This window comes from Streptomyces sp. NPDC006512 (assembly GCF_040611935.1).
Taxonomy (GTDB): domain Bacteria; phylum Actinomycetota; class Actinomycetes; order Streptomycetales; family Streptomycetaceae; genus Streptomyces.
Window position 1 is genome coordinate 1 of sequence record NZ_JBEXPG010000085.1, and the last position, 24,662, is coordinate 24,662.

The 24,662-nt window shown below is 74.8% G+C and carries 22 protein-coding genes and 1 riboswitch; of the genes, 9 read left to right on the forward strand and 13 right to left on the reverse strand.

Annotation, left to right across the window (positions count from 1 at the left end; translation table 11 throughout):
* On the reverse strand, positions 1–591 hold a 591-nt coding region (locus ABZZ17_RS36830), incomplete at its 3' end, for a VTT domain-containing protein (RefSeq protein WP_356883156.1).
* The gene (locus tag ABZZ17_RS36835; RefSeq protein WP_356883158.1) at positions 588–1,364 is read right to left on the reverse strand and encodes an MBL fold metallo-hydrolase; all 777 of its coding nucleotides are present in this window, start codon (positions 1,362–1,364) and stop codon (positions 588–590) included. The genes ABZZ17_RS36835 and ABZZ17_RS36830, both read right to left, overlap by 4 nt.
* Before the next feature lie 140 nt (positions 1,365–1,504).
* On the opposite strand from ABZZ17_RS36835, the gene ABZZ17_RS36840 reads away from it, so the two are divergent.
* From ABZZ17_RS36840 to ABZZ17_RS36860, 5 genes are all read left to right on the forward strand, one after another.
* Positions 1,505–1,909, forward strand: a complete 405-nt coding sequence (locus ABZZ17_RS36840; RefSeq protein ID WP_356883160.1) for a hypothetical protein — start codon at positions 1,505–1,507, stop codon at positions 1,907–1,909.
* 215 nt (positions 1,910–2,124) lie between these two features.
* Positions 2,125–4,197: a phage holin family protein gene (locus tag ABZZ17_RS36845; protein ID WP_356883162.1), complete on the forward strand. Its 2,073-nt coding sequence runs from the start codon at positions 2,125–2,127 to the stop codon at positions 4,195–4,197.
* Positions 4,198–4,272: 75 nt separating this feature from the next.
* A complete protein-coding gene (locus ABZZ17_RS36850) occupies positions 4,273–5,703 on the forward strand; it encodes an amino acid permease (protein WP_356883164.1) in 1,431 nt (476 codons plus the stop codon).
* 95 nt (positions 5,704–5,798) lie between these two features.
* Complete coding sequence (locus tag ABZZ17_RS36855) at positions 5,799–6,860, forward strand: MoxR family ATPase (protein ID WP_356883166.1); 1,062 nt, start codon at positions 5,799–5,801, stop codon at positions 6,858–6,860.
* Entirely contained in the window at positions 6,857–8,671 is a 1,815-nt protein-coding gene (locus ABZZ17_RS36860; RefSeq protein WP_356883168.1) for a hypothetical protein, read from the forward strand. The genes ABZZ17_RS36855 and ABZZ17_RS36860 overlap by 4 nt, the downstream gene beginning before the upstream one ends.
* 12 nt (positions 8,672–8,683) lie before the next feature.
* Here the strand turns inward: ABZZ17_RS36860 and ABZZ17_RS36865 are convergent, their stop codons facing one another.
* Together ABZZ17_RS36865 and ABZZ17_RS36870 are read right to left on the reverse strand one after the other, a co-directional pair.
* On the reverse strand, positions 8,684–10,261 hold the full coding sequence (locus ABZZ17_RS36865; protein WP_356883170.1) for an RNA polymerase sigma factor: 1,578 nt from the start codon (positions 10,259–10,261) through the stop codon (positions 8,684–8,686).
* A gap of 235 nt (positions 10,262–10,496) precedes the next feature.
* Positions 10,497–11,258, reverse strand: a complete 762-nt coding sequence (locus ABZZ17_RS36870) for a methyltransferase domain-containing protein (protein ID WP_356883172.1) — start codon at positions 11,256–11,258, stop codon at positions 10,497–10,499.
* A gap of 57 nt (positions 11,259–11,315) precedes the next feature.
* Positions 11,316–11,408: riboswitch (ZMP/ZTP riboswitch) on the forward strand.
* 51 nt (positions 11,409–11,459) lie between these two features.
* Here ABZZ17_RS36870 and ABZZ17_RS36875 point away from each other — a divergent pair.
* A complete protein-coding gene (locus tag ABZZ17_RS36875) occupies positions 11,460–12,305 on the forward strand; it encodes a bifunctional 5,10-methylenetetrahydrofolate dehydrogenase/5,10-methenyltetrahydrofolate cyclohydrolase (protein ID WP_356883204.1) in 846 nt (281 codons plus the stop codon).
* A gap of 85 nt (positions 12,306–12,390) precedes the next feature.
* On the opposite strand, the gene ABZZ17_RS36880 is transcribed toward ABZZ17_RS36875, so the two are convergent.
* The 4 genes from ABZZ17_RS36880 to ABZZ17_RS36895 form a co-directional block, all read right to left on the reverse strand.
* Positions 12,391–13,599, reverse strand: coding sequence for an MAB_1171c family putative transporter (locus ABZZ17_RS36880; RefSeq protein WP_356883174.1), 1,209 nt, complete (start codon positions 13,597–13,599; stop codon positions 12,391–12,393).
* The gene (locus ABZZ17_RS36885; protein ID WP_356883176.1) at positions 13,596–15,050 is read right to left on the reverse strand and encodes an FAD-dependent oxidoreductase; all 1,455 of its coding nucleotides are present in this window, start codon (positions 15,048–15,050) and stop codon (positions 13,596–13,598) included. The genes ABZZ17_RS36880 and ABZZ17_RS36885 overlap by 4 nt, the downstream gene beginning before the upstream one ends.
* A 90-nt stretch (positions 15,051–15,140) precedes the next feature.
* Positions 15,141–15,704, reverse strand: a complete 564-nt coding sequence (locus tag ABZZ17_RS36890; RefSeq protein ID WP_356883178.1) for a toxin-antitoxin system, toxin component — start codon at positions 15,702–15,704, stop codon at positions 15,141–15,143.
* Positions 15,701–16,828, reverse strand: coding sequence for a hypothetical protein (locus ABZZ17_RS36895; protein ID WP_356883180.1), 1,128 nt, complete (start codon positions 16,826–16,828; stop codon positions 15,701–15,703). Before ABZZ17_RS36895 ends, ABZZ17_RS36890 begins: the two co-directional genes overlap by 4 nt.
* Positions 16,829–17,135: 307 nt before the next feature.
* Here ABZZ17_RS36895 and ABZZ17_RS36900 point away from each other — a divergent pair, with 307 nt between their 5' ends.
* A complete protein-coding gene (locus ABZZ17_RS36900; RefSeq protein WP_356883182.1) occupies positions 17,136–17,561 on the forward strand; it encodes a hypothetical protein in 426 nt (141 codons plus the stop codon).
* Here ABZZ17_RS36900 and ABZZ17_RS36905 read toward each other — a convergent pair.
* Positions 17,547–18,338 (reverse strand): helix-turn-helix transcriptional regulator, encoded by a 792-nt coding sequence (locus tag ABZZ17_RS36905; protein WP_356883184.1) that lies wholly within the window; start codon positions 18,336–18,338, stop codon positions 17,547–17,549. The genes ABZZ17_RS36900 and ABZZ17_RS36905 overlap by 15 nt on opposite strands.
* 146 nt (positions 18,339–18,484) lie before the next feature.
* On the opposite strand from ABZZ17_RS36905, the gene ABZZ17_RS36910 reads away from it, so the two are divergent.
* Together ABZZ17_RS36910 and ABZZ17_RS36915 are read left to right on the forward strand one after the other, a co-directional pair.
* Positions 18,485–18,790 (forward strand): 4a-hydroxytetrahydrobiopterin dehydratase, encoded by a 306-nt coding sequence (locus ABZZ17_RS36910; protein ID WP_356883186.1) that lies wholly within the window; start codon positions 18,485–18,487, stop codon positions 18,788–18,790.
* Between the two features lie 28 nt (positions 18,791–18,818).
* Positions 18,819–19,553, forward strand: coding sequence for a class I SAM-dependent methyltransferase (locus ABZZ17_RS36915; RefSeq protein ID WP_356883206.1), 735 nt, complete (start codon positions 18,819–18,821; stop codon positions 19,551–19,553).
* 28 nt (positions 19,554–19,581) lie between these two features.
* Here ABZZ17_RS36915 and ABZZ17_RS36920 read toward each other — a convergent pair whose 3' ends face one another.
* The 4 genes from ABZZ17_RS36920 to ABZZ17_RS36935 all read right to left on the reverse strand — a co-directional run bounded on the left by ABZZ17_RS36920 (position 19,582) and on the right by ABZZ17_RS36935 (position 24,656).
* Positions 19,582–20,007, reverse strand: coding sequence for an RICIN domain-containing protein (locus ABZZ17_RS36920; protein WP_356883188.1), 426 nt, complete (start codon positions 20,005–20,007; stop codon positions 19,582–19,584).
* 10 nt (positions 20,008–20,017) lie between these two features.
* A complete protein-coding gene (locus ABZZ17_RS36925) occupies positions 20,018–20,866 on the reverse strand; it encodes an aldo/keto reductase (RefSeq protein ID WP_356883190.1) in 849 nt (282 codons plus the stop codon).
* Positions 20,867–20,997: 131 nt separating this feature from the next.
* Entirely contained in the window at positions 20,998–21,768 is a 771-nt protein-coding gene (locus ABZZ17_RS36930; protein WP_356883192.1) for an ABC transporter ATP-binding protein, read from the reverse strand.
* Positions 21,765–24,656, reverse strand: a complete 2,892-nt coding sequence (locus ABZZ17_RS36935; protein ID WP_356883194.1) for an ATP-binding cassette domain-containing protein — start codon at positions 24,654–24,656, stop codon at positions 21,765–21,767. The genes ABZZ17_RS36930 and ABZZ17_RS36935 overlap by 4 nt, the downstream gene beginning before the upstream one ends.
* Positions 24,657–24,662 lie beyond the last annotated feature (6 nt).

The window sequence follows — 24,662 nt, forward strand, 5'->3', positions numbered from 1 at the left end:
GACGCTGATCAGCAGCGTCAGCCCGACGGCCAGGGCCACGCCCTTCCAGGGCTCGGAGAACAGCGAACCGCCCAGGATCCCGATCAGGCCGTACGTCGCCGCCCACGCCAGGCAGGCCGGGGCGTCCCCCCGGGCGAAACGCCGCAGCGGCAGCCCGCCCAGCAGACAGGCCAGCATCACCGGGATCCGGCCCGCCGGCACCAGCCGCGACAGCACCAGCACCAGCACGCCGTGCTCGTCGAGCTTCGTCCGCGCCCGCTCCAGCCGCTCCGGCGTGGCCCGCCCGCGCAGCGACTCCAGCCAGCGCGAGCCGCCCCGCGAACGCACCCCGCGCTGCCCCAGCCAGTACAGCGAGACGTCCCCCAGGAACGCCGCCAGCGCGGACACCACGAACACCAGCAGCAGGCCGAACGGCAGCGACTGGTGGAACGCCACCACCGCCGCCGTACTCACCAGGGCCCCCGTCGGAATCACCGGCACCAGCGCGCCCAGCGCCACCAGCACGAACAGCGCCGGATACCCGACCGCCTGCTGGGTGGTCTCCGGCGGCACCTGGCCGGCGGCCAGCGCCGCCTCCCGCCACGGGATCACGGCAGCCGCACCCGCTCCCCGTGGGCCGGGACCCGGACCGTCACCTTCGGCGCGAGCCGCCGCGCGTGCCGGGCGAACTCCTCGCCGGGCGCGTGGAACTCGTGCGGGCGCACCGCGTCCATCCCGATCGGCCAGTACGTCCCGTAGTGCACCGGCACCGCCGCCGCGGGAGCCAGGTCCGCCAGGGCCCGCGCGGCCCGCTCCGCGTCCAGGTGCCCCGGACCCAGGTACGGCCCCCACCCGCCGACGGGCAGGAGCGCCACGTCCACCGGCCCGACCTCCTCGGCCATCGTGTCGAACAGACCGGTGTCCCCGGCGAAGTACGTCCGCGCCGCGCCCTCGACCACGTACCCCAGCGCGGGGGACCGCTGCGGCCCGAACGGCAGCCGCCGCCCGTCGTGCCGCGCGCTGACCACCCGGACCCGTACGCCGTCCCGTACGGCCACCTCGTCGCCCGGGGCCACCTCCGCCACCACCAGGTCCCGCAGCCCCGCGAGCCGCTCCAGCCCCGGCACGGCCCGGCGCGCCCCCCGCGGCACCACCAGCCGCGCCCCGCGCGGCACCCGGGCCAGCGACGGCAGGTGCAGGTGGTCGGAGTGCAGGTGCGACACCAGCACCACGTCCGCCTCGGCCGCCCCGGGCGGGGGCATCGCCCCGCGCCGCCGCCGCAGGTGCGCGAGCCGCCGGGCGAACAGCGGGTCGGTCAGCAGCCGCACCCCCGAGTCCCGCACGGTGCACGTGGCGTGCCCCCACCAGGTGATCTCGACCGCCACCACGGTCCTCCCTCCCTCGGCCCCGCCTCCCGTCGAGCTTAGGGGGTGTCCGCACGGTCCCGCCGGGCGTGCCGCCGGAGCGGGGCGGATCCTCCCGGCCCCCTCCTCCCGGGGCCCGGATCGGAGTAGGGTCGGGCGCCATGGATGAGCTGCGCGTGGCCGCTATCGCCAGCCTGGCCCCGCTTGAGGAACTCGACGCCGATCCCTTCGCCGTGGACACCCGGAGCCAGCACGCCATGTGCGCGCGCTGGGCCGCGGAGCGGGGCTACGTGGTCACCCGGCACCTGCTCTTCTACGGGCTGCGGGCCGACCACTGCGGACTGTGGTGTGACGTAGAAGCCGGCCAGGTCGACCTGTTCGTCGCCCCCAACCGGAGGGTCCTGGCCCGGGCGCTGAGCTCCGTCGAGGAGTTCGCGGCCGAGTGCGCGCGGCGCGGCGTACGGCTGGAGACCGCCGGACTGGACGAGCCGCAGTACACCTCCGCGATGAAGGCCGAGGTGCACCGCAGGCTCTCCATGCCGACCGCCGGCTACGACGGCACGTAGGCCGCCTCTTCCGGATCCACCCCGGGCCGGTGCCGCCCGGGGTCCCGTCGGCCCGGCCCGCCGTACGTCCGTGCGCCACCCGTGTCGCCCGCCGCGCCCCGCCGCCCTGTGCGACGCTGGCCGGGGGGCCGCTGGTGGGGCGCGGCCCGGGACGTGAGGCGGGTACGGGCGTGTGGCGAGGGCGGTTGCGGTGGCGGGCCGCGGGCGGCGCACTGATGCGGGTGGTCATCGTGTGGGCGGTGTCCACGCTGACCCTGCTCGTCCTCGCCGGGATCCTGCCCGACTTCCGCCTCCAGTCCGCCGACGGCGACAGCGTCACCCGGATCGGGCTGACCGCGGCCTGGGGCGCCGGCGCCTTCGGCCTGCTGAGCGCTCTGGTGTGGCCGGTGCTCGTACGGGCCCTGCTGCTGGTCCCCGCACTGGTCCTCGGGCTGCTCGTCTTCTTCCTCAACGGCTCGCTGCTGCTGATGGCGCTCAGCCTGATCCCCGACGACCGGGGCACCCTGGCCCCCGAAACGGCGGTGGTCGTCGCCGCGGTGATGTCCGCCGTGGCCTCCGCCACCTCCACCGCGCTCGCGGTGCGCGACGACGAGGCGTACCGGCGCCGCCTGTACCGGCTCGCCGACCGGCGGCGGCGCCGCCAGCGCCGTGCGGGCGCCCCGGGAGCGCCCCCGGCCGCCCCCGGGCTGGTCTTCCTCCAGCTCGACGGCGTCGGCTACGAGGTGCTGCGCAGGGCGGCCGCCGAGGGGCTGATGCCGACGGTGGAGGGCTGGCTGGAACGCAGCCACCGCGTCATGTCCTGGCGCACCGACTGGTCCAGCCAGACCGGAGCCAGCCAGCTCGGCATCCTGCACGGCTCCAACTTCGACGTCCCGGCGTTCCGCTGGTACGAGAAGGACACCCGCGAGGTGATGGTCTGCAACCGGCCGACCAGTGCCGCCGAACTCCAGCGGCGGGCCGTCCTGCGCACCGGTGACGGCGGGCTGCTGACCCTCGACGGGGCGAGCCGGGGCAACCTGTTCAGCGGCGGCGCCGACCAGCTGGCCCTGGTGCTGTCCGTCGCCGCCCGGCGCGGGCGCGCCAACCGCTCCCGCGCGGGCTACTTCGCGTACTTCTCCGACCCGGCCAACGCCGTCCGGACCGCCCTCTCCTTCACCGCCGAAGTGGTGCGCGAGATCGGCCAGTCGCTGCGCTCCCGGGCCCGCAAGGACGAGCCCAGGGTGGCGCGCGGCGGCCTGTACCCCGTGATCCGGGCGTTCGCGACGGTGATCGAGCGGGACGTGGTCGTCTCGGCGGTGATCGGGGACACCCTGGCGGGCCGCGCCGCGGTCTACGCGGACCTGGTCGCCTACGACGAGGTCGCGCACCACTCTGGCCCGCACGGCGGGGACACCGACCGGGTGCTGGCCCGGCTGGACCGGAGCCTCGCGCTCATCGCCCGGGCCGCCGAGCACGCCCCGCGCGCGTACCGGTTCGTCCTGCTCTCGGACCACGGCCAGAGCCCGGGGGAGACCTTCCTCGGCCGCTACGGACTCACCCTGAAGGACCTGGTCCGCGCCGGCTGCGGGCTGCCGGTCTCGCGCCGGGCCGGCGGCACGCGCAGCGGGGCCGAGGCCCGCGCGGCCGTGCTGGCGGCCCTCCACCGGCCGGAGGAGGAGGACGGCGAGGAGGTCCATCCGCCCCCGGGCTCCGACCCGGTGGTGCTGGCCTCGGGCAACCTCGGACTGATCTCCTTCCCGGACCTGCCCGGGCGGGCCCCGCGCCGGTGGATCGAGCGGGCCCACCCCGCCCTGCTGGCCACCCTGGCCAACCACCCCGGGGTGGGGTTCCTGCTGGTGGACGGCGAGGTGCTCGGCCCGGACGGCGCGTCGGCGCGGCTGGACGTACCGGGGGCGGCGGAGGAGCTGCTGGCGGCGTTCGGGCCGGGCGCGGCCGACGCGGTCCGCCGGACGGACTCCTTCCCGCACGTGGCCGACATCATGGTCAACTCGGCGTACGACCCGGTGAGCGGGGCCGTGCACGCCTTCGAGGAGCAGATCGGCTCGCACGGCGGTCTCGGCGGGGAGCAGGGGCACCCGTTCCTGATGTGGCCCACGGAACTGTCGGACCCGGGCCGGGAGCTGGTGGGTGCCGAGGCGGTGCACGATGTCCTGCGCCGCTGGCTGCGCGAGGCGGACGGCCCCCAGGTGCCGCTCGCGGACCGGCCGGAGGAGGATCCCCGGCGGGAGGCCGACCCAGACGGAACCTTTCCTTCCGCAGGGGTGCCCGCACCGGACGAAACCCGGTGATTTGGTGCGGAGTTCACGGTGCCCGACCATGGGGCGTCCTGACCAGCATGTGAGACATTCCGAGGCGCACCCCCGATGACCAGCACCGCAGCCCCAGCCCCGACCACCACCGGGGCCACGGGCCCCGCGGCGGCCACCGGACCCGCCGAGGCCGCCGCGGCCACGGGACCCGCCGGCCAGGGCGGCGGCCCGCACGCCCGCCGCTTCGGCCTCCCGACCGCCGTCTGCCTGGTCATGGGCAACATCATCGGCGGCGGGATCTTCCTCCTCCCCGCCTCGGTCGCCCCCTTCGGCACCGTCAGCCTGCTCGCCTTCGGCGTGCTGACCCTCGGCGCGATCGCCCTCGCCCTGGTCTTCGGCCGCCTCGCCGAACGGCACCCGCAGACCGGCGGGCCGTACGTCTACGTCCGCGCCGCGTTCGGCGACTTCGCGGGCTTCCTCGCCGCCTACAGCAACTGGATCACCACCTGGGTCTCGAACGCCGCCCTCGCGGTCGCGGCCGTCGGCTACCTCTCCGTGCTCTTCCCCGCGATCGGGGACCACAAGTGGTCCATGTGCCTGGCCGCGCTGGCCGTCCAGTGGCTGCCCGCCCTCGCCAACCTGGCCGGTACCCGGTACGTGGGCGCGGTCCAGCTCGTCGCGACCGTGCTGAAGCTCGTCCCCCTGCTGCTCGTGGCCGTCGGCGGACTGTTCTTCTTCGACCCGGCCAACCTCGGCCCCTTCCGGGCCACCGACCAGAGCGCCGTCGGAGCCGTCTCCGCCTCCGCCGCGATCCTGCTCTTCAGCTACCTGGGCGTCGAGTCCGCCGCCGTCAGCGCCGGCGAGGTCCGCGACCCGGCCCGCAACGTCGGCCGCGCCACCGTCCTCGGCACCGCGGGCGCCGCCACCGTCTACCTGCTCGGCACCCTCGCCGTGTTCGGGCTGGTCGCCCACGACCGGCTGGTCTCCTCCGAAGCCCCCTTCACCGACGCCGTCAACGCCATGTTCGGCGGCACCTGGGGCGGCACGCTCGTCGCCTGCGCCGCGGTGGTCTCGATGGTCGGCGCGCTCAACGGCTGGACCCTGCTCAGCGCGCAGACCCCGTACGCGGCCGCCCGGGACGGGCTCTTCCCGAAGGTCTTCGCGACCAAGCGGCGCGGGGTCCCCGTGGCCGGCGTCCTCGTCACCGTCGTCCTGGCCTCCGGGCTGACCGTCTACAACTACACCGCCGGATCCGAGGGCGTCTTCGAGGTCCTGGTCCTCGTCACCACCTTCACCGCGACCGTCCCCTACCTGCTGTCCACCGCCGCGCAGATCTTCTTCCTCCTCTCCGGCCGGTCCGAGCGGGTCCACCGCGGCCGCCTGGTCCGCGACGCCGCCCTCGCCTGCCTCGCCTTCGGCTTCTCCATGTGGCTCGTCGCCGGCTCCGGCTACGCCGCCGTCTACCAGGGCGTCCTGTTCCTCTTCGCCGGCGTCCTCCTCTACGCCCTCATGGCCGCCCGCCGCCAGCGCGGAGCCGCCGGCTAGGAACCGTCGACCCGGGAAAACCGGGTGCTCCGGGGGCCGCGGTGCGCACACACTGGGCGCACCACAGCCCCCGGCCCCGAAGGACGACCGCACCCGTGCAGGCAGCCGCCACCGTCACCCCCGCCCAGATCCCCGAACTCCTCCTCGGCCTCGCCACCGTACGGCCGGTGTTCCTCTGGGGGGCGCCGGGCATCGGCAAGTCCTCGCTCGTGCGGAAGTTCGCCGACTCGCTGGGCCTGGAGTGCGTCAGCCTCCTCGGTACCCAGCTCGCCCCCGAGGACCTGATCGGCGTCCCCCAGATCCGCGACGGCCGCTCCGTGTTCTGCCCGCCGGAGGCCATCGCCCGCGACGAGCCGTACTGCCTCTTCCTCGACGAACTCAACGCCGCGAGCCCCGACGTCCAGAAGGCCTTCTACTCGCTGATCCTCGACCGGCGCATCGGCTCCTACGAGCTGCCCGCCGGCTCCATCGTCATCGGCGCGGGCAACCGCGCCACCGACAACGCCCTCGCCCGGCCCATCGCCTCCGCCCTCGTCAACCGCCTCACCCACGTCCACCTGCGGGCCTCCGCACAGGACTGGCTGGTCTGGGCCGGCGAGCACGGCATCCACCCGTGGATCACCGACTACCTCACCGACCGCCCCGACCACCTCTGGTCGCAGCCGCCGAAGACCGAGGAGCCCTTCTCCACGCCGCGTTCCTGGCACATGCTCTCGGACGCCCTGCACTCCTTCGGGACCGGACTGGACGAGGAGACCCTCAAGGTCGTGGCCCACGGCACCCTCACCCCGGCGCACGCCGTCTCCTTCTGCGGCTACGCCAAGATCGTCCGGCACTCCTTCGGCATCGAGGCGATCTTCAAGGGCGAGGCCTCCTGGCCCACCCGCCTCGCCGACCGCGACCTGCTCTACTACCTCGCCGACGCCTTCCGCGGCCGCCTCGTCAAGGAACTCCCGGCCCGCAAGGAACACGTCTCGCCCGCCGTCCGGCAGATCTCCCACCGGGCCAAGTCACTGCTCGTGCAGCTCGCCGAGATCTCCGTCGAGGTCGCCCAGACCGTCATCGCCGACGACGCCGACGGCCTGCCCGTCCTGCCGTCCTGGTTCCTCGTCGAGGCGGCCCGTGACATGCCCCGCCTGGTCGAGGCCCGCCGATGAGCGCCGCGCGCGGCCGCGCCCGGAAGGAAGCCGGGCCCGACCCCGCCGACCGGGCCTTCGCCGAGGGACTCGCCCTGGTCAAGCGCAACCCCGCGCTCGCCGCCGTCGAAGCCAGGATCTGCCGCCCGGCGAAGTGCCCGGACACCCCCGCCTCGGGTCTGGCCGCGGTGGACTCCAACGGCACCGTCCACGTCCACCCCACCCGGCGCGCCGAACCGGCCGAGTGGGCCTGGGCCCTCGCCCACGCCTTCCTCCACCTCGGCTTCGGCCACGTCCCGGCCGCCGAGGACCCGGACCGGCCCCGGCCCGACCGCTTCGACCTCGCCGCCCGCTGCGCCGTCGTCAACCGCTTCCTGCTGACCTTCCCGGCCGGCCGGGCCCCCGACCACCTGCCCGCCGGCTACCCCGGCGGCGACGAGGACGCCCTGGCCGCCCGCTGGCGCCGCGACGGCATCCCCGCCGCGTACGAGCAGTGCGGCACCGCCGGGGACGGCCCCGACCAGCTCCTCGTGGCCTGGAACTCCTGGAACACGGCCGTCCCGGACTGGGAGACCGCCTTCGCGCACGCCCTGACCCGCAGCGTCTCCGCCGCCATGGACGTCGCCGGAGGCCGCCGCGACCGGGCCACCGGCGAGCGCCTGCGCCAGCACCCCTGGGACCGGGCCCTGAACTGGTTCGTCTCCTCGTACCCGCTGCTCGGCGGGCTCGCCGGGGGCCTGACGATCGTCGCGGACGCCGAGGTGGCCCGCGCGAACGGCATCGCCGTCGCCGCCGTCAGCGCGAGCGCCGGGGAGATCTACGTCAACCCGCTGCGCACCCTCACCGACGGGGAGTGGCGGTTCGTCCTGGCCCACGAGATGCTGCACGCCGCCCTGCGCCACGGAGAGCGCCGCGGCGCCCGCGACCCGTACCTGCACAACGTCGCCGCCGACTACGTGGTCAACGGCTGGCTCGTCGAGATGGACGTCGGGGACATGCCCGACGGACTGCTGCACGATCCCGCCCTGAGCGGCCTGTCCGTCGAGGAGGTCTACGACCTCATCGCCACCGGCCTGCGCCGCGGCCGCCGGCTCGCCACCCTGCGCGGCAAGGGCCTCGGGGACATCCTGGGCGAGCCCCTGTCCCACCCGGCGAGCGTGCCGTACACGGACCTGGACGAGTTCTACCGGCGCGGCCTGGTCCAGGGCTTCGACCTGCACGCGCACGGGGACCGCGGACTGCTGCCCGCCGGCCTGGTCGAGGAGATCCGCGCCCTGGCCCACCCGCCGGTGCCCTGGGACGCGCAGCTCGCCCGCTGGTTCGACGAGTACGTTCCCCGGCCGGAGCCCGTACGTTCCTACGCGCGCCCGGCGCGCCGCCAGGCGTCGACCCCGGACATCCCCCGCGCGGGCCGCCACTTCCCGCCCGAGGAGATCGCCCGCTGCACCTTCGGGGTGGTGCTCGACACCTCGGGCTCCATGGACACCGCCCTGCTCGGCAAGGCGCTGGGCGCGATCGCCTCGTACGCGGAAGCCCGCGACGTACCGGCCGCCCGCGTCGTGTTCTGCGACGCGGCGCCGTACGACGCGGGCTATCTGCCCCCGACCGAGATCGCGGGCCGGGTACGGGTGCGCGGCCGGGGCGGCACGGTGCTCCAGCCGGGCATCGACCTGCTGCTGCGGGCGGAGGACTTCCCGCCCGGCGCACCGGTGCTGGTGATCACGGACGGGTGGTGCGACACCCTGCGGATCCGGCGCGAGCACGCCTATCTGGTTCCGCAGGGTGCCTCCCTGCCGTTCACCCCCAGGGGGCCGGTGTTCCGGCTCGCCTGAGGAACCCGAGGTTTAGTCGAGGTAGTCGCGCAGCACCTGCGAACGCGACGGGTGGCGCAGCTTCGACATGGTCTTGGACTCGATCTGGCGGATGCGCTCACGGGTGACCCCGTACACGCGGCCGATCTCGTCCAGGGTCTTCGGCTGGCCGTCGTTGAGGCCGTACCGCATGGAGACCACGCCCGCCTCGCGCTCCGAGAGCGTGCCCAGGATGGACTGGAGCTGCTCCTGGAGGAAGGTGAACGACACCGCGTCGGCCGGCACGACCGCCTCGGAGTCCTCGATGAGGTCACCGAACTCGCTGTCGCCCTCCTCACCCAGGGGGGTGTGCAGGGAGATCGGCTCGCGGCCGTACTTCTGGACCTCGATGACCTTCTCGGGGGTCATGTCGAGTTCCTTGCCCAGCTCCTCCGGGGTGGGCTCGCGGCCCAGGTCCTGGAGCATCTGGCGCTGCACGCGGGCGAGCTTGTTGATGATCTCGACCATGTGCACGGGGATGCGGATCGTGCGCGACTGGTCGGCCATGGCACGCGTGATCGCCTGCCGGATCCACCAGGTCGCGTACGTGGAGAACTTGAAGCCCTTGGTGTAGTCGAACTTCTCCACCGCGCGGATCAGACCGACGTTGCCCTCCTGGATCAGGTCCAGGAAGAGCATGCCGCGGCCGGTGTAGCGCTTGGCCAGGGAGACCACGAGACGGAGGTTGGCCTCCAGCAGGTGGTTCTTGGCGCGGCGGCCGTCCTCGACGAGGATCTCCAGCTCGCGCTTGAACGCGGGCTTGTGGTCCTCCTCCTCTTCGAGCTTGTACTCGGAGAACAGGCCCGCCTCGATGCGCTTGGCGAGCTCGACCTCCTGCTCGGCGTTGAGGAGCGGCACCTTGCCGATCAGCTTCAGGTAGTCCTTGACGGGGTCGGCGGTGGCACCGGCCACCATGACCGTCTGCGCCGGGGCGTCGTCCTCGTCATCGTCGGACAGGACGAAGCCCTGGGTGCCGCCCGTCTTGGGCGCCTCCTCCTCGGCCTCGTCGGCGAGGTCCTCGGCCGCCCAGTCCTCGCCCTCGACGGCGGGGGTCTCGCCCTCGTCGGAGTCCTTGGCACCGGCCTTCTTCGTGGCGGCGGTCTTCTTGGTCGCCGTGGCCTTCTTGACGGCGGTCTTCTTGACCGTGCGCTTCTTGGGCTCGGCGGCGGCCTCGGCCGTCACCTCGTCCTCGGCGGCGGCCGGCGATGCGGATATCGCCGCGGCGGTGGCCGGGGCGGCCGTCTTGCGCGCGCCGATGGGGCGCGGCGCGGCGGCCGCCTTCTTGGTCACGGTGCGGGCGGGGGCCGCGGCCGCCTTGCGGGGCTTCTTCGCGGGAGCCTTGGTGGCGGGGGCGGCGCTGACGTGGAGGGCGACGCCCTCCTCGTCCAGGACCTGGTTCAGGCTGCGCAGGACCCGCTTCCACTGGTCCACCGGGATGCGGCCGGCCTCGAAGGCCTGGCGCACATCGTCACCGTTGATGTGACCCTGCTCGCGGCCGCGCTCGACGAGCGCGACGAGGGCCTCCGATTCGGCGATCTCCGGAGGGAACGTACGGGACGGGCTGAGCGACACAAGGAGCCTCTCGTTGCGAACAGATAAGGGGTGAGCGGGACATCATCGCGCGAACTCGGGAAACAGACCCGAGGGGGGTCTGTATTCCGGGCCGCGCGAGGACACCTGTCGGTTCATCGCATGCCCGAGTCGATTCGTTACGCGCTGAATTGAGTGACCTGCGCCACGCTGTGGCCGCGCAACCGATCCGGCGGAGATCCGTCCGCCTCGCGACCGCCTCCCGCAAGGCCTCATCTCAGCCCTTTTTGCGGGCTTCGATGAGGAAGCGGGCGGTGTGCGCGACGAACGGGCCCTCGCGTTCGATCCGTTCGTGGAGCTCGCGCAGCCGGTCCCGGTACTGCCCGACCGTGAAGCCGGGCACCATCCAGATCACCTTCCGTAGAAAGTAGATCACGGCTCCGATGTCATGGAACTCCGTCCGCAGTCGTTCGGAGCGCAGATCGACCACCTCCAGGCCCGCTTTCGTGGCGTCGGCGACCGCGTCGTCGGGGTGCCGGCCGCGCCGCACCTCCTCCGGCTGGGGGCCGAGGAAGTACTCGACGAGCTCGAAGACGCTCGCCGGGCCGACCTGCTGGGACAGGTAGGTGCCGCCCGGTTCCAGCACCCGGGCGATCTCGTCCCACCAGATGGTCACCGGATGCCGGCTGGCGACCAGCTCGAAGGCCTCGTCACCGAAGGGCAGCGGCGGCTCGTCGGCGTCCGCGACCACCACCGCGCCCAGCGGGTGCAGCAGCCGCGTCGCCTTCCGGATGTTCGGCGGCCAGGACTCGGTGGCCACCGTCAGCGGCGGCAGCGGTCCCGACCCGGCGAGCACCTCGCCCCCGCCGGTCTGGATGTCCAGCGCGGAACGCACCCGGGCCAGACGCTCGCCCAGGAGCCGCTGGTAGCCCCAGGAGGGGCGCTGCTCGGTGGCGCGGCCGTCGAGCCAGGAGAAGTCCCAGCCGTCGACGGAAACGGATTCGGCCTCGGCGACGAGATGGTCGAAAGTACGCGTCATGTCTCGATCGTCCCAGCTCGGGCCCCGGTGAACCACCGGATATGTCGACTACAGTGGTCGGCGGGCCGTGACTGGCGTTCGGGTGGATCACCACCGGGGAGCGGCCCGGCGTACCCCGTACGTCGACTGCCGCGCGCCTGGGCGATCCGCGATCCGCAGCGACGTTCAGGAGACCCCGTGACGACTGCCACCGCCCAGCTGATGGACGGCACCGCCCTCGCCCGCCGCATCTCGGAGCAGACCGCCGCCCACGCGGCCGCGCTCACCGAGCGCACCGGCACCGCGCCCTGCCTCGCGACCGTCCTGGTCGGCGAGGACCCCGCGTCCGTGACGTACGTACGCATGAAGCAGAACCGTTGCGCCAAGGCCGGGATCACCTCCCGCCACGTGGAGCTGCCGGCCACGACCACCACCGAGGAGCTGGTGGCCGCCCTCACCGAGCTCTCCGAGGACCCGCAGATCAGCGGCATCCTGCTCCAGCACCCCGTCCCGCACCACATCGACGAGCGCGCCGCCTTCGAGGCCATCGCCCCGGGCAAGGACGTCGACGGGGTCACCATGCACTCCTTCGCCGCCATGGGCTTCGGCCTGCCCGGCTTCGTCTCCTGCACCCCCGGCGGGATCATGCGCCTGCTGGAGGCCTACGACGTCGACCTCACCGGCAAGCACGCCGTCGTCGTCGGCCGCAGCGCCATCCTCGGCAAGCCCGCCGGCATGCTCCTGCTGGAGCGCAACGCCACGGTCACCTACTGTCACTCCCGCACCGTCGACCTGCCCTCGATCGTGCGCCAGGCGGACGTGCTCGTGGCCGCCGTCGGCAAGGCCGAGTTCATCCGCGGCGAGGACATCAAGCCCGGCGCCGTCGTCCTGGACGCCGGCTACAACGAGGGCAACGTCGGCGACGTCCACTTCGAGTCGGCCGCCGCCCGCGCCTCCCTGATCACCCCCGTGCCCGGCGGCGTCGGTCCCATGACCATCGCCGTGCTGCTGGAGCAGACCGTCCGGGCCGCCGCCGCGCAGGCCGGACTGGACCTCGCGGACCTCTGACCCCTTCCGCACTCCGCACGCGACGCCCCGGACCCGCTCGGTCCGGGGCGTCGCGCTGCCGGGGCCCGCAGCCCGGGGCCACCGCTCAGGCGACAGCGCCGGCGGCAGCCGTACGGCGGGCCGCGGCGACGACCGGGGAGGTGCGGAACGCGCGGGCCAGCGGGGCCAGGGGCTGCCCGCCGAGCCCGTGGGGGGCCGGGCCGTCCGGGCCGTCCGGGCCGGAGACGGCCGGGGGGCCTTCGGTGCCCGCCCGCTCGGCGGCCGCCCGGTGCCGGCAGGCGGCGGCGAGCATGGCGGCGTCCGCCACGACGGCGGCGGCCCGTTCGTCGAGGCCCTGGGCGCGCGCGGCCCCGTACGCGAGCGACCGCACCCCGGGGTCGAACCAGCCGGCCAGGGCCAGCAGCCCGTCGTCGATGACCGACTCGCGGTGGATCAGCCGGATCCCGATCGGCGACCACCAGGTCAGCGGCACCGTCGTCACGCTGCGGGCGGCGAACCCGCGCAGCGCCTTCCACAGCGGGCGCAGCCGCCGGTACTGGCTGTAGTCCCGCCACAGCGCCGACCCGCCGAGCATCGGCACGAGGAACCCCGACCCCACCAGCAGCGCCGCCGCGGAGGCCAGCGGCGGGGCCACGTACGTGGACAGGACGTCCCAGTCGTGCCCGGCCCAGCGGGCGCCCACCGCGGCCCACTTCGCCGCGAGGTACCCGAGGTCCATGAGCCCGCCGAGCATGAGCAGCGCCAGCCCCGAGCGCAGCGACCGCAGCGCGGGATCGACGCGCAGGGTCCACTTGAGGCACAGCACGCTCAGCGCCGTACTGCCCACGGTGTGCGACACCAGGTAGAGGACGATCATCTCGCGCAGCCAGGGCGTGTTCGCGTAGTACGTGTCCAGGTCCCGCAGCCGTTCCACCGGCGCGTCCCCGATCACGAACAGGGTCACGATCAGCGCGCTCACGGCGCCGAACGCCCCCACCGTCACCCGCGTCGCCCGCCGGACGCCGGCGGGCGGCCCCCCGGCCCAGTGCAGGATCAGCACGACCGAAGCCCCCGAGAACGCGGTGAGGACGCTGTACACGAGCGGGGCGGCGAAGTTGACGACGCCGGTGATCTCGTTGACCGCGGCCAGGGAAGGCGGCGCGGCCAGGAACGTCAGCAGGCAGCCGACGACCAGCAGCGCGCACACGGCCCGCATCAGCGGCTGGTCCCAGTTCCGGCGCAGCGCCGGGGCCTTGATCAGCAGGGCCAGGACCATCACCGAGCCCGCCACGTACAGGACGAAGTCCTCCCTCACCGGGCGCGTCCGGCGGGGTCCGCCCCCAGCTCGCGCCCCCCGCCCGCTCCGGCGGCTCCGACGAGCCCGGCGACGGCGCGCTCGGCGGCGGTCAGCGGCGGCGCCTTGAGGGCGCCCCGCGGGGAGGCCCGCAGCACCCGCCGGACGATGTCGGGCCGCAGCCAGTGGGTGGGCGGGCTGGTCATGGTGATGACCTCAAGGAACGCCGCGGTGAGCGGTTCCTGCGTGGTGGCCCCGGCCACGAGCCGGCTCACGTACGCGTCGAGGAGTCCCGCGCCCGGCCGGGGCCGCGTACCGGTCGCCCCGGGATACCTGATGTCCTGCGAGGCGGCGAGCTCCCAGGCGGTGGCGACCGGCGGGGCGAGCGCGCGCTGGGCGGCGTTCCCGAAGCCGGGCCGGGCGAGTCCGCCATTGCGCAGCAGGGCGCGTACGGCGAGCAGTCCCTGGGCGGCGACCGTCATGCCCTGCCCGTAGAGCGGGTTGAAGGTGGCCACCGAGTCGCCGACGGCGAAGAAGCCGTCGGGCAGGTCCGCCTTCTCGTAGTGGATCCGCCGGCCGGCGGTGCCCTGGGTGACGGCGACGTCGCCCAGCGGCGCGCGGCCTTCGAGGAGCTCCCCGACGATCGGATGCCGGACGCCCTTGGCGAACGGGACGAACGCGTCGGGGTCGTTGGTGGGCCGGCCGCCGCGGGTACCGGAAAGGGTGGCCTGCCACTGCCCGTTCTCGATCGGGACGATCGTCGCCGTACGGCCGGGTACGGGCACCCGGGGGTCGGACTGGACGTTGACGATCGGGAAGCCCAGCTCGTGCGCCCCCTCGGGCGCCTCGAACAGGCGGGTCGCGTAGACCAGGCCGGAGTCGACCTCGGAGTACCGGATGCGGCCCGCCCCGGCCGCCTCCAGCCAGCCGAGGGCCCGGGAGCCGCGGCCGCCGGCGTCGACGACGAGATCGGCCTCCACGACCACGCCCTCCCCGTCCGGGGTGTCGACGCGGACGCCGGTGATCCGCGCGGCGCTGCCCTCCAGGCCCCTCACCCGGCTGCGCTGGAGGAGGGTGACCCCCGGCAGCGCGGTGACCCGGGCACGGACCACGGAGTCGAGCAGGTCGCGGCTGCAGGAGATGCTGAACTGCTTCTCCGCGCACCGCGGGATCCACCCCCGCGCGGTCAGGGTGACCAGGTCCGTCGGCAGGCTGCGGCGGATCGCGCCGGCCGCCGTCCACTGCTCGCCGATGCCCGGCAGGATCTCCTCCACCGCGCGCGCCCCGCCCGACCACATGACGTGGACGTGCCGGGCCTGCGGGAGGCCGCGCCGTGGCGTCGGGCCGTCGGGCAGTGCGTCGGCGTCGATGATCGTGACCGTCGCGTACTCGGCGAGTACGGCGGCCGCGAGCAGTCCGGCCAGGCTGCCGCCGATGACGACGGCGTGGCGGGACGGGGTGGACTGGGTCATCGTGTGGTGCTCTCTGTCAGGCCGCGCGGAGGGCAGGCGGCGAAGGTGAGGAAGCGGAGGCGGCCGGGACGGGCGTGCCGTGCGGGGCGCTCAACGGCCCCAGCCGAGCGAGGTGTTGATGCGCTCGATCTCCTCCGGGAACTGCTCCTGCCTGGGGGGAGTGAGGAAGGCCTTCAGGAGCATGCCGAGGTACAGGCCGAAGGTCTCGGCCCGGATCTCCGCGGGATCCTCCCGGTCGGCGCGGGCGGCGGCCTGCCGGACCACGTGCTCCAGCGGGGCGTCCGGACGCAGCAGTTCCGCGAGACTGCCGTGGGGGGACGTGAGGCGTGCGGCGACGGCCATGCCGGGGCCGTGGCCGTCGCACGTGCCCTCGTGCACGTGCCACAGCTCGTGGCAGGCGATGACGAGCTGGTGCTCGGGCCGGGTACGGGCCTCGATGACGAGGAGGTCGCGGTCGTCCAGCTCCAGCCAGAGCCCGCTCGCCGTGTCGGCCGGGAACGGAACGAAGCGGAACTCCACGGGGCGGCCGCCGCGGAGCCGTGCGAAGGCGGCGCAGAGCCCGCCGATGATCAGGCCGGCGTCGCAGGGCGCGGCGAGGCGCGCGTCGGCGAGTAACCGGGCGCCGAGGCTCCGCATGGCCCGTGTGGTCCTCATGCCCCGTCCCCCTCGCCGTCCCGGTCCGCCCCGGCGGCCCCCTCGGCCCCACCGGCCCCTGCACCGCTTCCCGCATCGCTTCCCGCGCCGGGTACGGGCCCGGTCCCGGGGCGCGGGCCCGCCTCCGTGCCCGGGGCGTCGGCCCGGCGGGGGACCGGCTGGCCCTCGCGGGCCAGGAGGTCGTCCAGGTAGTCGGCCAGGGACTTCCAGCCCGCCGGCGAGAGCCGCCCCGCGCGCGTGACGATGCTCCGCACGTCGTGGGCGCGCAGCACCGCCAGCATCGGGTTCGCCCCGTCCGACCCGTCCGCCCCGGCGGCCCGCAGTTCCCGCTCGATGCCGCCGAGCACCCCGGCCAGCGCCTGCGCGTCCCCGTCCAGCAGGAAGCCGCCCTCCACGCCGTAGAACCGCTGGATCCCCGCGGCCGCCGCGAGGTTGGGCAGCCCCTCGCCCTGCGCCAGCCGGGTCAGGGACTGGCCGGAGGCGTCGAAGGAGCCCGCAATGGCCGTCAGGGAGTGCGGCTGGCCGTCGGCGCGCGGCCGGGTCCGGCGCAGGTGCTCGAAGCGCAGCCGCACCTGCTCCCTGAGCGGCAGCCGCGGCGGATTCCCGTCGAGCGTGAGCCGTATGGCCTGCGGGGTGAGGCCGCTGAGGTACGAGAGGTGATCGAGGTCGTCCGCGGCGGCGGGGCCGTCCGGGCCGGCCGTGGCCAGGGCCCGTTCCACCGCGCTCTTGCTGTCGGCCAGCAGGAAGCCCGCGTACACCCCGAAGAAGCGCTGCACGCCCGCCGCGTGACCGAGCCGGGGCAGTCCGGTGCCGGCGTTGAGCGGGCCGAGGGAGGCGCCGGGCGCGTCGAAGTCCTCGGCGATCGCGGCGAGGGACCACTCCCGGCCGTGCTTGTCGCGGCGGGTGGCGCGCAGCCGCAGGAACCGCTGGTGCACCCGGCGTTCCAGGGGGACTTCGGCGGCCGTACCGGCCACCACCTGCGGAATCAGCGCCGGTTCGACCCCGGACAGGTGCCCGAGCCGCTCCACGGCCAGTACCTCGTCGGGGTCCCGTCCGCACCGCCGGGCCAGTTCCACGACGCGGTCCCAGGCCGCGCTGAGATCGGATCGGGCGGCGGCTCGCACCGGGTAACTCTCCGTACGTCGACAGGGCGTTCGAGTGACAGGGCTCCGTGAAGCCTAGCCCCCGCCCCCGCCCCGAACCAGCACGACCCCCACATTCCCTGCGGTCGGTCTCAAAAAAAGTGGGGACGCCACCCCTTGCCCCGAAGGCCCCCTCGCCCCCGTCCCACGGGCGGCCGTTACCCGGGAGGTAATCGACCCCCGCCCGCCGCGGCGGCACAGTGGGGGCATCGGGCTCCGGGGGCGCGCACTCGCAGCCGGGGCCCGGTACCCCCGCCCGCGCACACGACTCCGACGGAGGCCCACCGCCATGTCCGCGACCCTGTTCGGCAGCATCGCCCGTACCACCGTCCCGCAGACCGCACTGCGCCGCTTCCTCGGGCTCGACGCCGTGGTCACCGGCGGCAACGGGCTCGCCTACGCCGCCTTCTCCGCCCCGCTCGGCCGGCTGCTCGGCGTCGACGCCGGGCTCCTGTTCGCGCTCGGCGTCCTCCTCGTCCTGTACGGCGCCGCCGTCGGCTACCTCGCGTCCCGGGCCCGCCCGGCCGCCTTCCCCGTGAAGTGCGTGATCGAGACCAACTGCGCCTGGGCGGCGCTCAGTCTCGTCGCGCTCTTCGTGTGGCTGGACCCCACCACCGCCGGCGCGGTGTGGATCCCGGCGCAGGCGCTGACCGTCGCCTCCTTCGCCCTGCTCCAGCAGCTGGCGCTGCGCGCCTCGGGCTCAGGAGCCCGCTGAGCGCAGGTACTTGGCCGTCGCCGGGTCGGCCGGCAGCAGCGTCTCGATGGCCAGCTCGGCGACCGTCACGTCCATCGGCGTGTTGAAGGTGGAGATGGACGACACGAAGGACAGGATCTGCCCGTCGTGCTCGATCCGCAGCGGCAGGGCGATGTACGGGACCGCTTCCTCCAGGGGTTCGCGGTCCCCCGGCCGCTCCGCCACCGGGTACGCGGCGACCTCCTCGTACAGGGCGCGCAGCGCGGACGAGCGGGCCAGCGCGATCTGCCGCTCCATCTGGGCCAGCAGGTGACCCCGCCATTCCCGCAGATTGTGGATCCGCCGGGCGAGGCCCTCCGGGTGCAGGGTGATCCGCATGGCGTTCAGCGGCGGCGCCAGCAGGTGGTCCGGCATCCCGTCGAGCAGCATCATGACGCCCCGGTTGGCGGCGACGACGTCGTACGCGGCGTCCACCACCAGCGCCGGGTACGGCTCGTAGGCGCTCATCAGCCGCTCCAGGCCCTCGCGGAGCACCGCCATGGAGGGGGCGTCCAGCGGGGTGTGCGGGTACCGGGGGGCGTAACCGGCCGCCATCAGCAGGGCGTTGCGGTCGCGCACCGGTACGTCGAGGTGGTCGGCGAGCCGCAGCACCATCTCCTCGCTCGGCCGGGACCGGCCGTTCTCCACGAAGCTGATGTGCCGGGACGAGGAGTCGGCGCGTCCCGCCAGCTCCAGCTGACTGATCCCGCGCCGCTCCCGCCAGGTGCGCAGCAGGGCTCCCACGTTCGCCGTCGTCATGCCCCGACGGTAGCCGAGACCGGAGCCCGCGGGCAGCCCGGAACAACCCGCACGCACCACGGCGCGGTCGGTCCCCTCCGGCCCCCGCTGTGCGAACCTTGACTCCTCATCACGGACGTACGCCCACGGGAGAAGGAGCCGGCCGCATGCCGAGTCAGCCGCTGTCGCAGAAGGAGATCGAGGACCGCCTGCGGGAACTCCCGGGCTGGGCCTTCGAGGACGACCGGATCCTCCGCACCTACCGGCTCCGCACGCACATCGCCGCCAGCGCCCTCGTCGCGCACATCGCCGCCGTCCAGGACGAGTTGAACCACCACTCCGACCTCACCCTCGGCTACAACACGGTCCGCCTGGCGGTCAACAGCCACGACGCCGGAGACGTCGTCACCGAGACCGACTTCGCCCTCGCCGAACGGGTCGAAGCCCTCGCCCCCGCCCACGGCGCGAGCTGAGCCCCCGCACGTGCCGAACACCAGGAGCCTGCTCGACTACGACGCCGAGGCCGCGTCGTACGACGCCACCCGCGGCGGTGTCCCGCGCGCCGAAGCCGCCGCCGGGGCGGTGCTCGGCCTGGTCCCGGCCGCCGCCCGCACCCTGCTCGACCTGGGCTGCGGCACCGGCATCGTCACCGCCCGCCTGGACCGGCCCGGGCTGCGCGTACTGGGCGCGGACACCTCGTACGGGATGGCCGCGACGGCCGCCCGCCGCGGGGTGCCCGTCGTCCTCGCCTCCGGCACCGGCCTGCCCGTACGGACGGGCTCCCTGGACGCGGTGAGCGCCGTGTGGCTGCTGCACCTGCTGCGCGAACCCGGCGCCGTGCCCGGCCTCGTCGCCGAGGCCGGGCGGGTGCTGCGCCCCGGCGGGGTCTTCGTCACCACCGTCGACAAGGACGCCGCGCACGACGTCGGCAGCGACATCGACGCACTGCTCGCCCCGCACCTGACGGCCGCCCCCGCGGACGCCTCCGGCCTGGTCGAGGCCTGCGCGGCCCGGGCGGGCCTGCGGCCGGTCGGGGAGACCCGCTTCACGGGACACGGCCAGGGCCGCAGCCCGCGCGAGAGCGCCGCCGCGCTCCTGGCGGGCCGGTACGCCTCCCGGATCAGCCCCCGCGGCATCGGCGCGGCCGAGCTGGCGGCCGCCCTGGAGGCGCTGCCCGCACCGGACGAGCCGCGCGCGGAGCCGACGTACCGGGTACGGAGCTTCGTACGGCTCTGACGGACCCGCGTTCCGGCGGCCCGCGGGGCTACACCGGCTCCAGGCGCCACCACTGGGACGGGGAGTCGGTGTCCTCGCCCTGGCGGGCCCGGCCCTCGCCGTCCGCCTCCAGCAGCAGCTCGCTGACGCACGCGACGAGGGACACCACCCCGGGGTCGTCCAGGTGCTCCTCGACGAGCCACTCCTGGGCGCCGAAGGCGTTGGCGCGCCACACCTGCACCCGGGCGCCGGCGTCCGTGGAGGCGTTCGCCACGTCGAGGCGCCGTTCGTTGTCCTCGCTCACGACGTGGAAGATCCCGCCGCCGCTGTGCACGGGGGAGATCCGCCAGCGGCGGGCGGCCGCCGGCGCGGGGGGCCCGTCGGGGCCGACCCGCACCCGGGAGGCGCCCTCCAGCTGGAGCACCAGCCCGCTCTCCACGTTCCTGATCCGGTAGATCCCGTCGGGAAGGTTCACGCGGACGCCCTCAGACGTCGAAGACGGCCGGGTCCGGCCCGATGCGGCGGCCCGCCGCACTCGCGCCGAGGGCGTCCAGCGCCGCGACGTCGGCCGCGTCCAGCTCGAACCCGAAGACGTCCAGGTTCTCCCGGATGCGCTCCGGGGTCACGGACTTCGGGATCACGACGTTGCCGTGCTGGAGGTGCCAGCGCAGCACCACCTGCGCGGCGCTGCGGCCGTGCCGGGCGGCGATCTCCTCGACCGCGGGCAGCGTCAGCAGCTCCTTGCCCTGGCCCAGCGGGGACCAGGCCTCGGTGACGATGCCGCGCTCGGCGTGCAGGGCCCGCAGTTCCTCCTGCGGGAACAGCGGGTGCAGCTCGATCTGGTTCACGGCGGGCACCAGGGAGCTCTCGGCGCCGAGCCGCTCCAGGTCCTGCGGACGGAAGTTCGACACGCCGACCGCCTTGGCGCGGCCGTCGGCGGCGATCTCCTCGAAGGTCTTCCAGATGGTGAGGAAGTCGTCGCGCATCGGGCGCGGCCAGTGGATCAGGTACAGGTCGACGTGGTCGACGGCCAGCTTGGCGAGCGAGTCCTCGAACGCGCGCAGCACCTCGTCGCGGCCCCAGGCGTGCGAGGGCCCGTTCCACAGCTTGGTGGTGACGAACAGTTCCGCGCGCGGCACCCCGGACGCGGCCAGTGCCCGCCCGGTACCGGCCTCGTTGCCGTAGACGGCCGCCGTGTCGATGCTGCGGTAGCCGGCCTCCAGCGCGGTGCCCACGGTCCGCTCCGCCTCGGAGTCCGGGACCTGCCAGACGCCGAAGCCGAGCTGGGGCATGAGCGTGCCGTTGTTGAGCTTGACGGTGGGGACCTGGTTCACGTGTGGTCGATTCCCTCGGGTCGGTGCGGTCGTGGCCCGGGCCACGGTGCCGGGCCACGGTGTACGAGGGGCGACAACCGGCCCCTCGTACACCGTATTCCCGCCACCCGGGGTGACGCCGCCGTGGCACGTCACGCCGTCCCGAGGTACGCCTCCCGCACCAGGGGGTCCGCCCGTACCTCGGCCGCCGTCCCCTCGGCGAGGACCGTTCCCAGGTCCAGTACGACGACCCGTGCGCACAGGTCCATCACGAAGGCCACGTTGTGCTCGACCAGCAGCACCGCGCAGCCCTCCTCCTCGGCGAGGCGCCGCACCACCCCGGCCAGCTGCTCCCGCTCGGGCGCCGCCATCCCTGAGGCCGGCTCGTCGAGCAGCAGCACCGTCGGCGGGTCGGCCACGGCGCGGGCCAGCTCCGCCATCCGGGCCCGGCCGACGGGCAGCCCGCCGGCGTACCGTGCCCCCAGCGTCCCGAGCCCGCAGGAGGCGAGCACCCGTTCACCCCGCTCGCGCCGCTCCCGTTCCCGGCGGCGCCGTGCCGGGAACGCCACCAGGTCGGCGGCGAGCCCGCCCCCACCGCCCCGCCACTCCTGCGCGACGAGGAGGTTGTCGGCCACGCTCAGCTGCCCGAACAGCTGCTGCCGCTGGAACGTCCGGCGCATCCCGTGCCGGGCCCGCCAGACGGGGGAGCGGCGGGTGACGTCCACCCCGTCGAGCAGGATCCGCCCCCGGTCGGGCCGCCGGATCCCGGACAGCACGTCGAACAGGGTGGTCTTGCCCGCCCCGTTCGGCCCGATCAGCCCGCACACCTCCCCGGCGCGGACCCCGAGGTCCACGCCCGTCAGGGCCCGGACGCCGCCGAAGCGCACGCTGATCCCGCTCGCCTCCAGTACGTACCCGCTCATGTCGCCATCCCCAGGTAGGCCTCGGTGAGCCGGTCCGCCTCCACCTCGGCCCGGGGGCCGCACCAGGAGACCCGGCCCTGGGAGAGGTAGGCCACGGTGTCGGCGATGCCCAGGATCTCCGCCGCCTTCTCCTCCACGAGCAGCAGTGCGGTCCCGGCGTCGCGGAGCTCGGTGAGGACCCCGTACACCTCCTCCACGACGCGCGGCGCGAGGCCGAGCGACGGTTCGTCCGCGATCAGTACGTCCGGCGGGCGCTGGAGCAGCGGGGCGAGCGCCAGCATCTGCTGTTCCCCGCCCGACAGGGCGCCGGCCGTGACGGAGCGCCGTTCCCCGAGGCGGGGGAAGCGGTCGTAGACGGCCGCCCGGGCGGTGGCCTCCGGCAGGTACAGGGCCAGGTTCTCCTCGATGGTGAGCGAGGGGAAGATCCCCCGCCCTTCGGGGGCGAGGAGGACCCCGGCCCGGGAGCGGAGCACGGCTCCGTCGCGGGTGGCGTCCCGCCCGGCGACGAGGACCGACCCGGCCGCCACGGGCAGCAGTCCGGCGGCGACCCGGCAGGCGGTGCTCTTCCCGGCCCCGTTGGGCCCGAGCACGGCGAGGATCTCACCCCGCCGCACGGCGAGCCCGACCCCGTGCAGCACGAGCCCCCCGTCGTACCCGGCGGCGACACCCCGCAACTCAAGCGCGACCCCGCCACCGGCCCGGGCAGCGGCCCCTCCGGCCCCGGCACGGGCCGCGGCTCCGGGCCCCGGCCCCCGCCCCGGTCGTCGGGCGGGCGGTACGGAGGCCTCGCCCGGGTGCGGGGTGGCGGGCTCCGCAGGCCGGGAGGCCGCAGCCTCCGTACGGGGCCCTGCGGCGGGCGGCGGCGCGGAGTGGGCCGGCCCGGAGCCGGAGCCGGGACCGGGACCGGGACCGGGTTCCGCGGTGGACCCCCGGACGCCGGCTCCGGTGCGGGGCTCCCCGCCGTCATCCCCGGCCAGGGGAAGGGCCCGGCGCCGGGCCCACCGCACCGGCAGGGCGGCGCAGTACCCGTCCGGGTCGTTGGCCAGGGCCAGTCCCGCGAGCCCGAACAGGATGACGGGCAGGTGCGCCGACTCCGTCACGTAGTCCGACAGGATCCGCGGGGCCACGGCGTACACGAGCCCCGCCACCACCGCGTACTGCGGCCTGCGCACCCCCGCCGCCACCACGACCGCGAGCCACACCAGCCCCGTCATCGCCGTGAAGTCGGTCGCGGTGACGCGGGTGTTGAAGGAGGCGTACAGGACGCCCCCGAAGCCGGCCAGCCCGGCCGACAGCGTGAACAGCATCAGCTTCGTGCGCAGGACGGACACCCCGGACGCCATCGCCGCCGCGGGCGCCGACCGTACGGCGAGCATCGCGCGCCCCGACGGCGACCCGCGCAGCGCGGTCAGCGCGGCGGCCACGGCGGCGACCAGGACCAGCAGGGCCACGCCCAGGGCCCGGTCGTCGGACAGGTCCAGCGGCCCGATCACCGGTCGGGGTACGGACCATCCGGAGTCCCCGTTGCGCAGCCAGCGCAGCTGGAACAGCACCTGGTCGGCGAGGAACGCCAGGGCGAGGGTCGCCAGCGCGAGGGAGCGCCCGCCGAGGCGCAGCGCGGGCAGCGCGACCAGCGCCCCGAGCACGGCCGCCGCGCAGGTGCCCACCGCGAGGGCCGCCACGAAGGGCCAGCCCCGGCTCATGAGGAGGCCCGCGACCAGCGCGGCCCCGGTGACGAAGGTGGCCTGGGCCAGCGAGACCATCGCGCCGAGCCCGGTGACCACGGTGAAGGACATGAACACGAGCGCGATGGCCAGGCCCTGCGCGAGCAGCCCGGTCCAGAAGGGGGTGGTGACGGTGTAGAAGGCCACGCCGAGCAGGACCGCGCCCGCCGCCCACACCCCCCAGCGGCGGTTCCAGGACGCGCCCGCGAGATGGTCCGGGGACGGTACGTCGACCGCCGCGGTCCCCGCGGTCCGCGCCCGCCGGGTCAGTACGAGCAGCCCCCCGAACAGGATCAGGAAGGGCACCGCCGTGCGGAAGCCGGTGATCCCCTCGGCGAACGAGGCGTAGCCGGCAACCAGGTTCTGCAGGACCCCGAGCCCCAGCCCGCCCGCGAAGGCGAGCGGGACGGAAGCGAAGCGCCCGATGACGGCGGCGGTCGCGGACACGAACAGGAACAGGGTGAAGTCGTGGGCGGACAGCCCCAGCAGGGGGGTCGCGAGCACCCCCGCGAGCCCCGCCAGCGCCGACGCGATCATCCACGCCACCGAAGACAGCCGGTCGGCGCTGATCCCGCGCAGCTCGGTCAGCGACCGGTTGTCGACGGCGGCCCGCAGCCGCAGGCCCAGCCGGGTGTGCCGCATCAGCACCCACAGGGCGACGGCCACCGCCGCCGTGACCACCCAGGTGATCAGCTGGTCGGAGTCGATGCCGACGCCGTCCGCGAGCTGCCAGGACCGCGCGGGGCTCGGCCCGACCCCGGGCAGTCCGAACTGGTTCTCGGCGGGCTCGACCGGCGCGCCCGCGTCGGCCAGCAGCTCCACGGCCCACAGCCCGGCGGCGGGCAGCGCCACCAGCAGGCCGATGGTCGCCACGATCTGGGCGGTCTCCCCGATCCGGGCGAGCCGCCGGAACATCAGCCGGTCCAGCCCCCATCCGAGGCCGGGCGCGAGGACGCACACCACCAGCAGGGCGGCGGGGACGGCCGGCCAGCCCAGACCGGAGTGCAGCTCGTAGAAGGTGAGCGCGCACAGGTAGGCGGTGGCCCCGTGCGCGAAGTTGAACAGCCCGGACGCCGAGTACGACAGCACCAGCCCGGTGGCCAGCAGTGCGTACAGGGCGCCGGAGACCAGGCCGCTCAGCACGAAGACGAGCAGATCTGCCATGCCGCT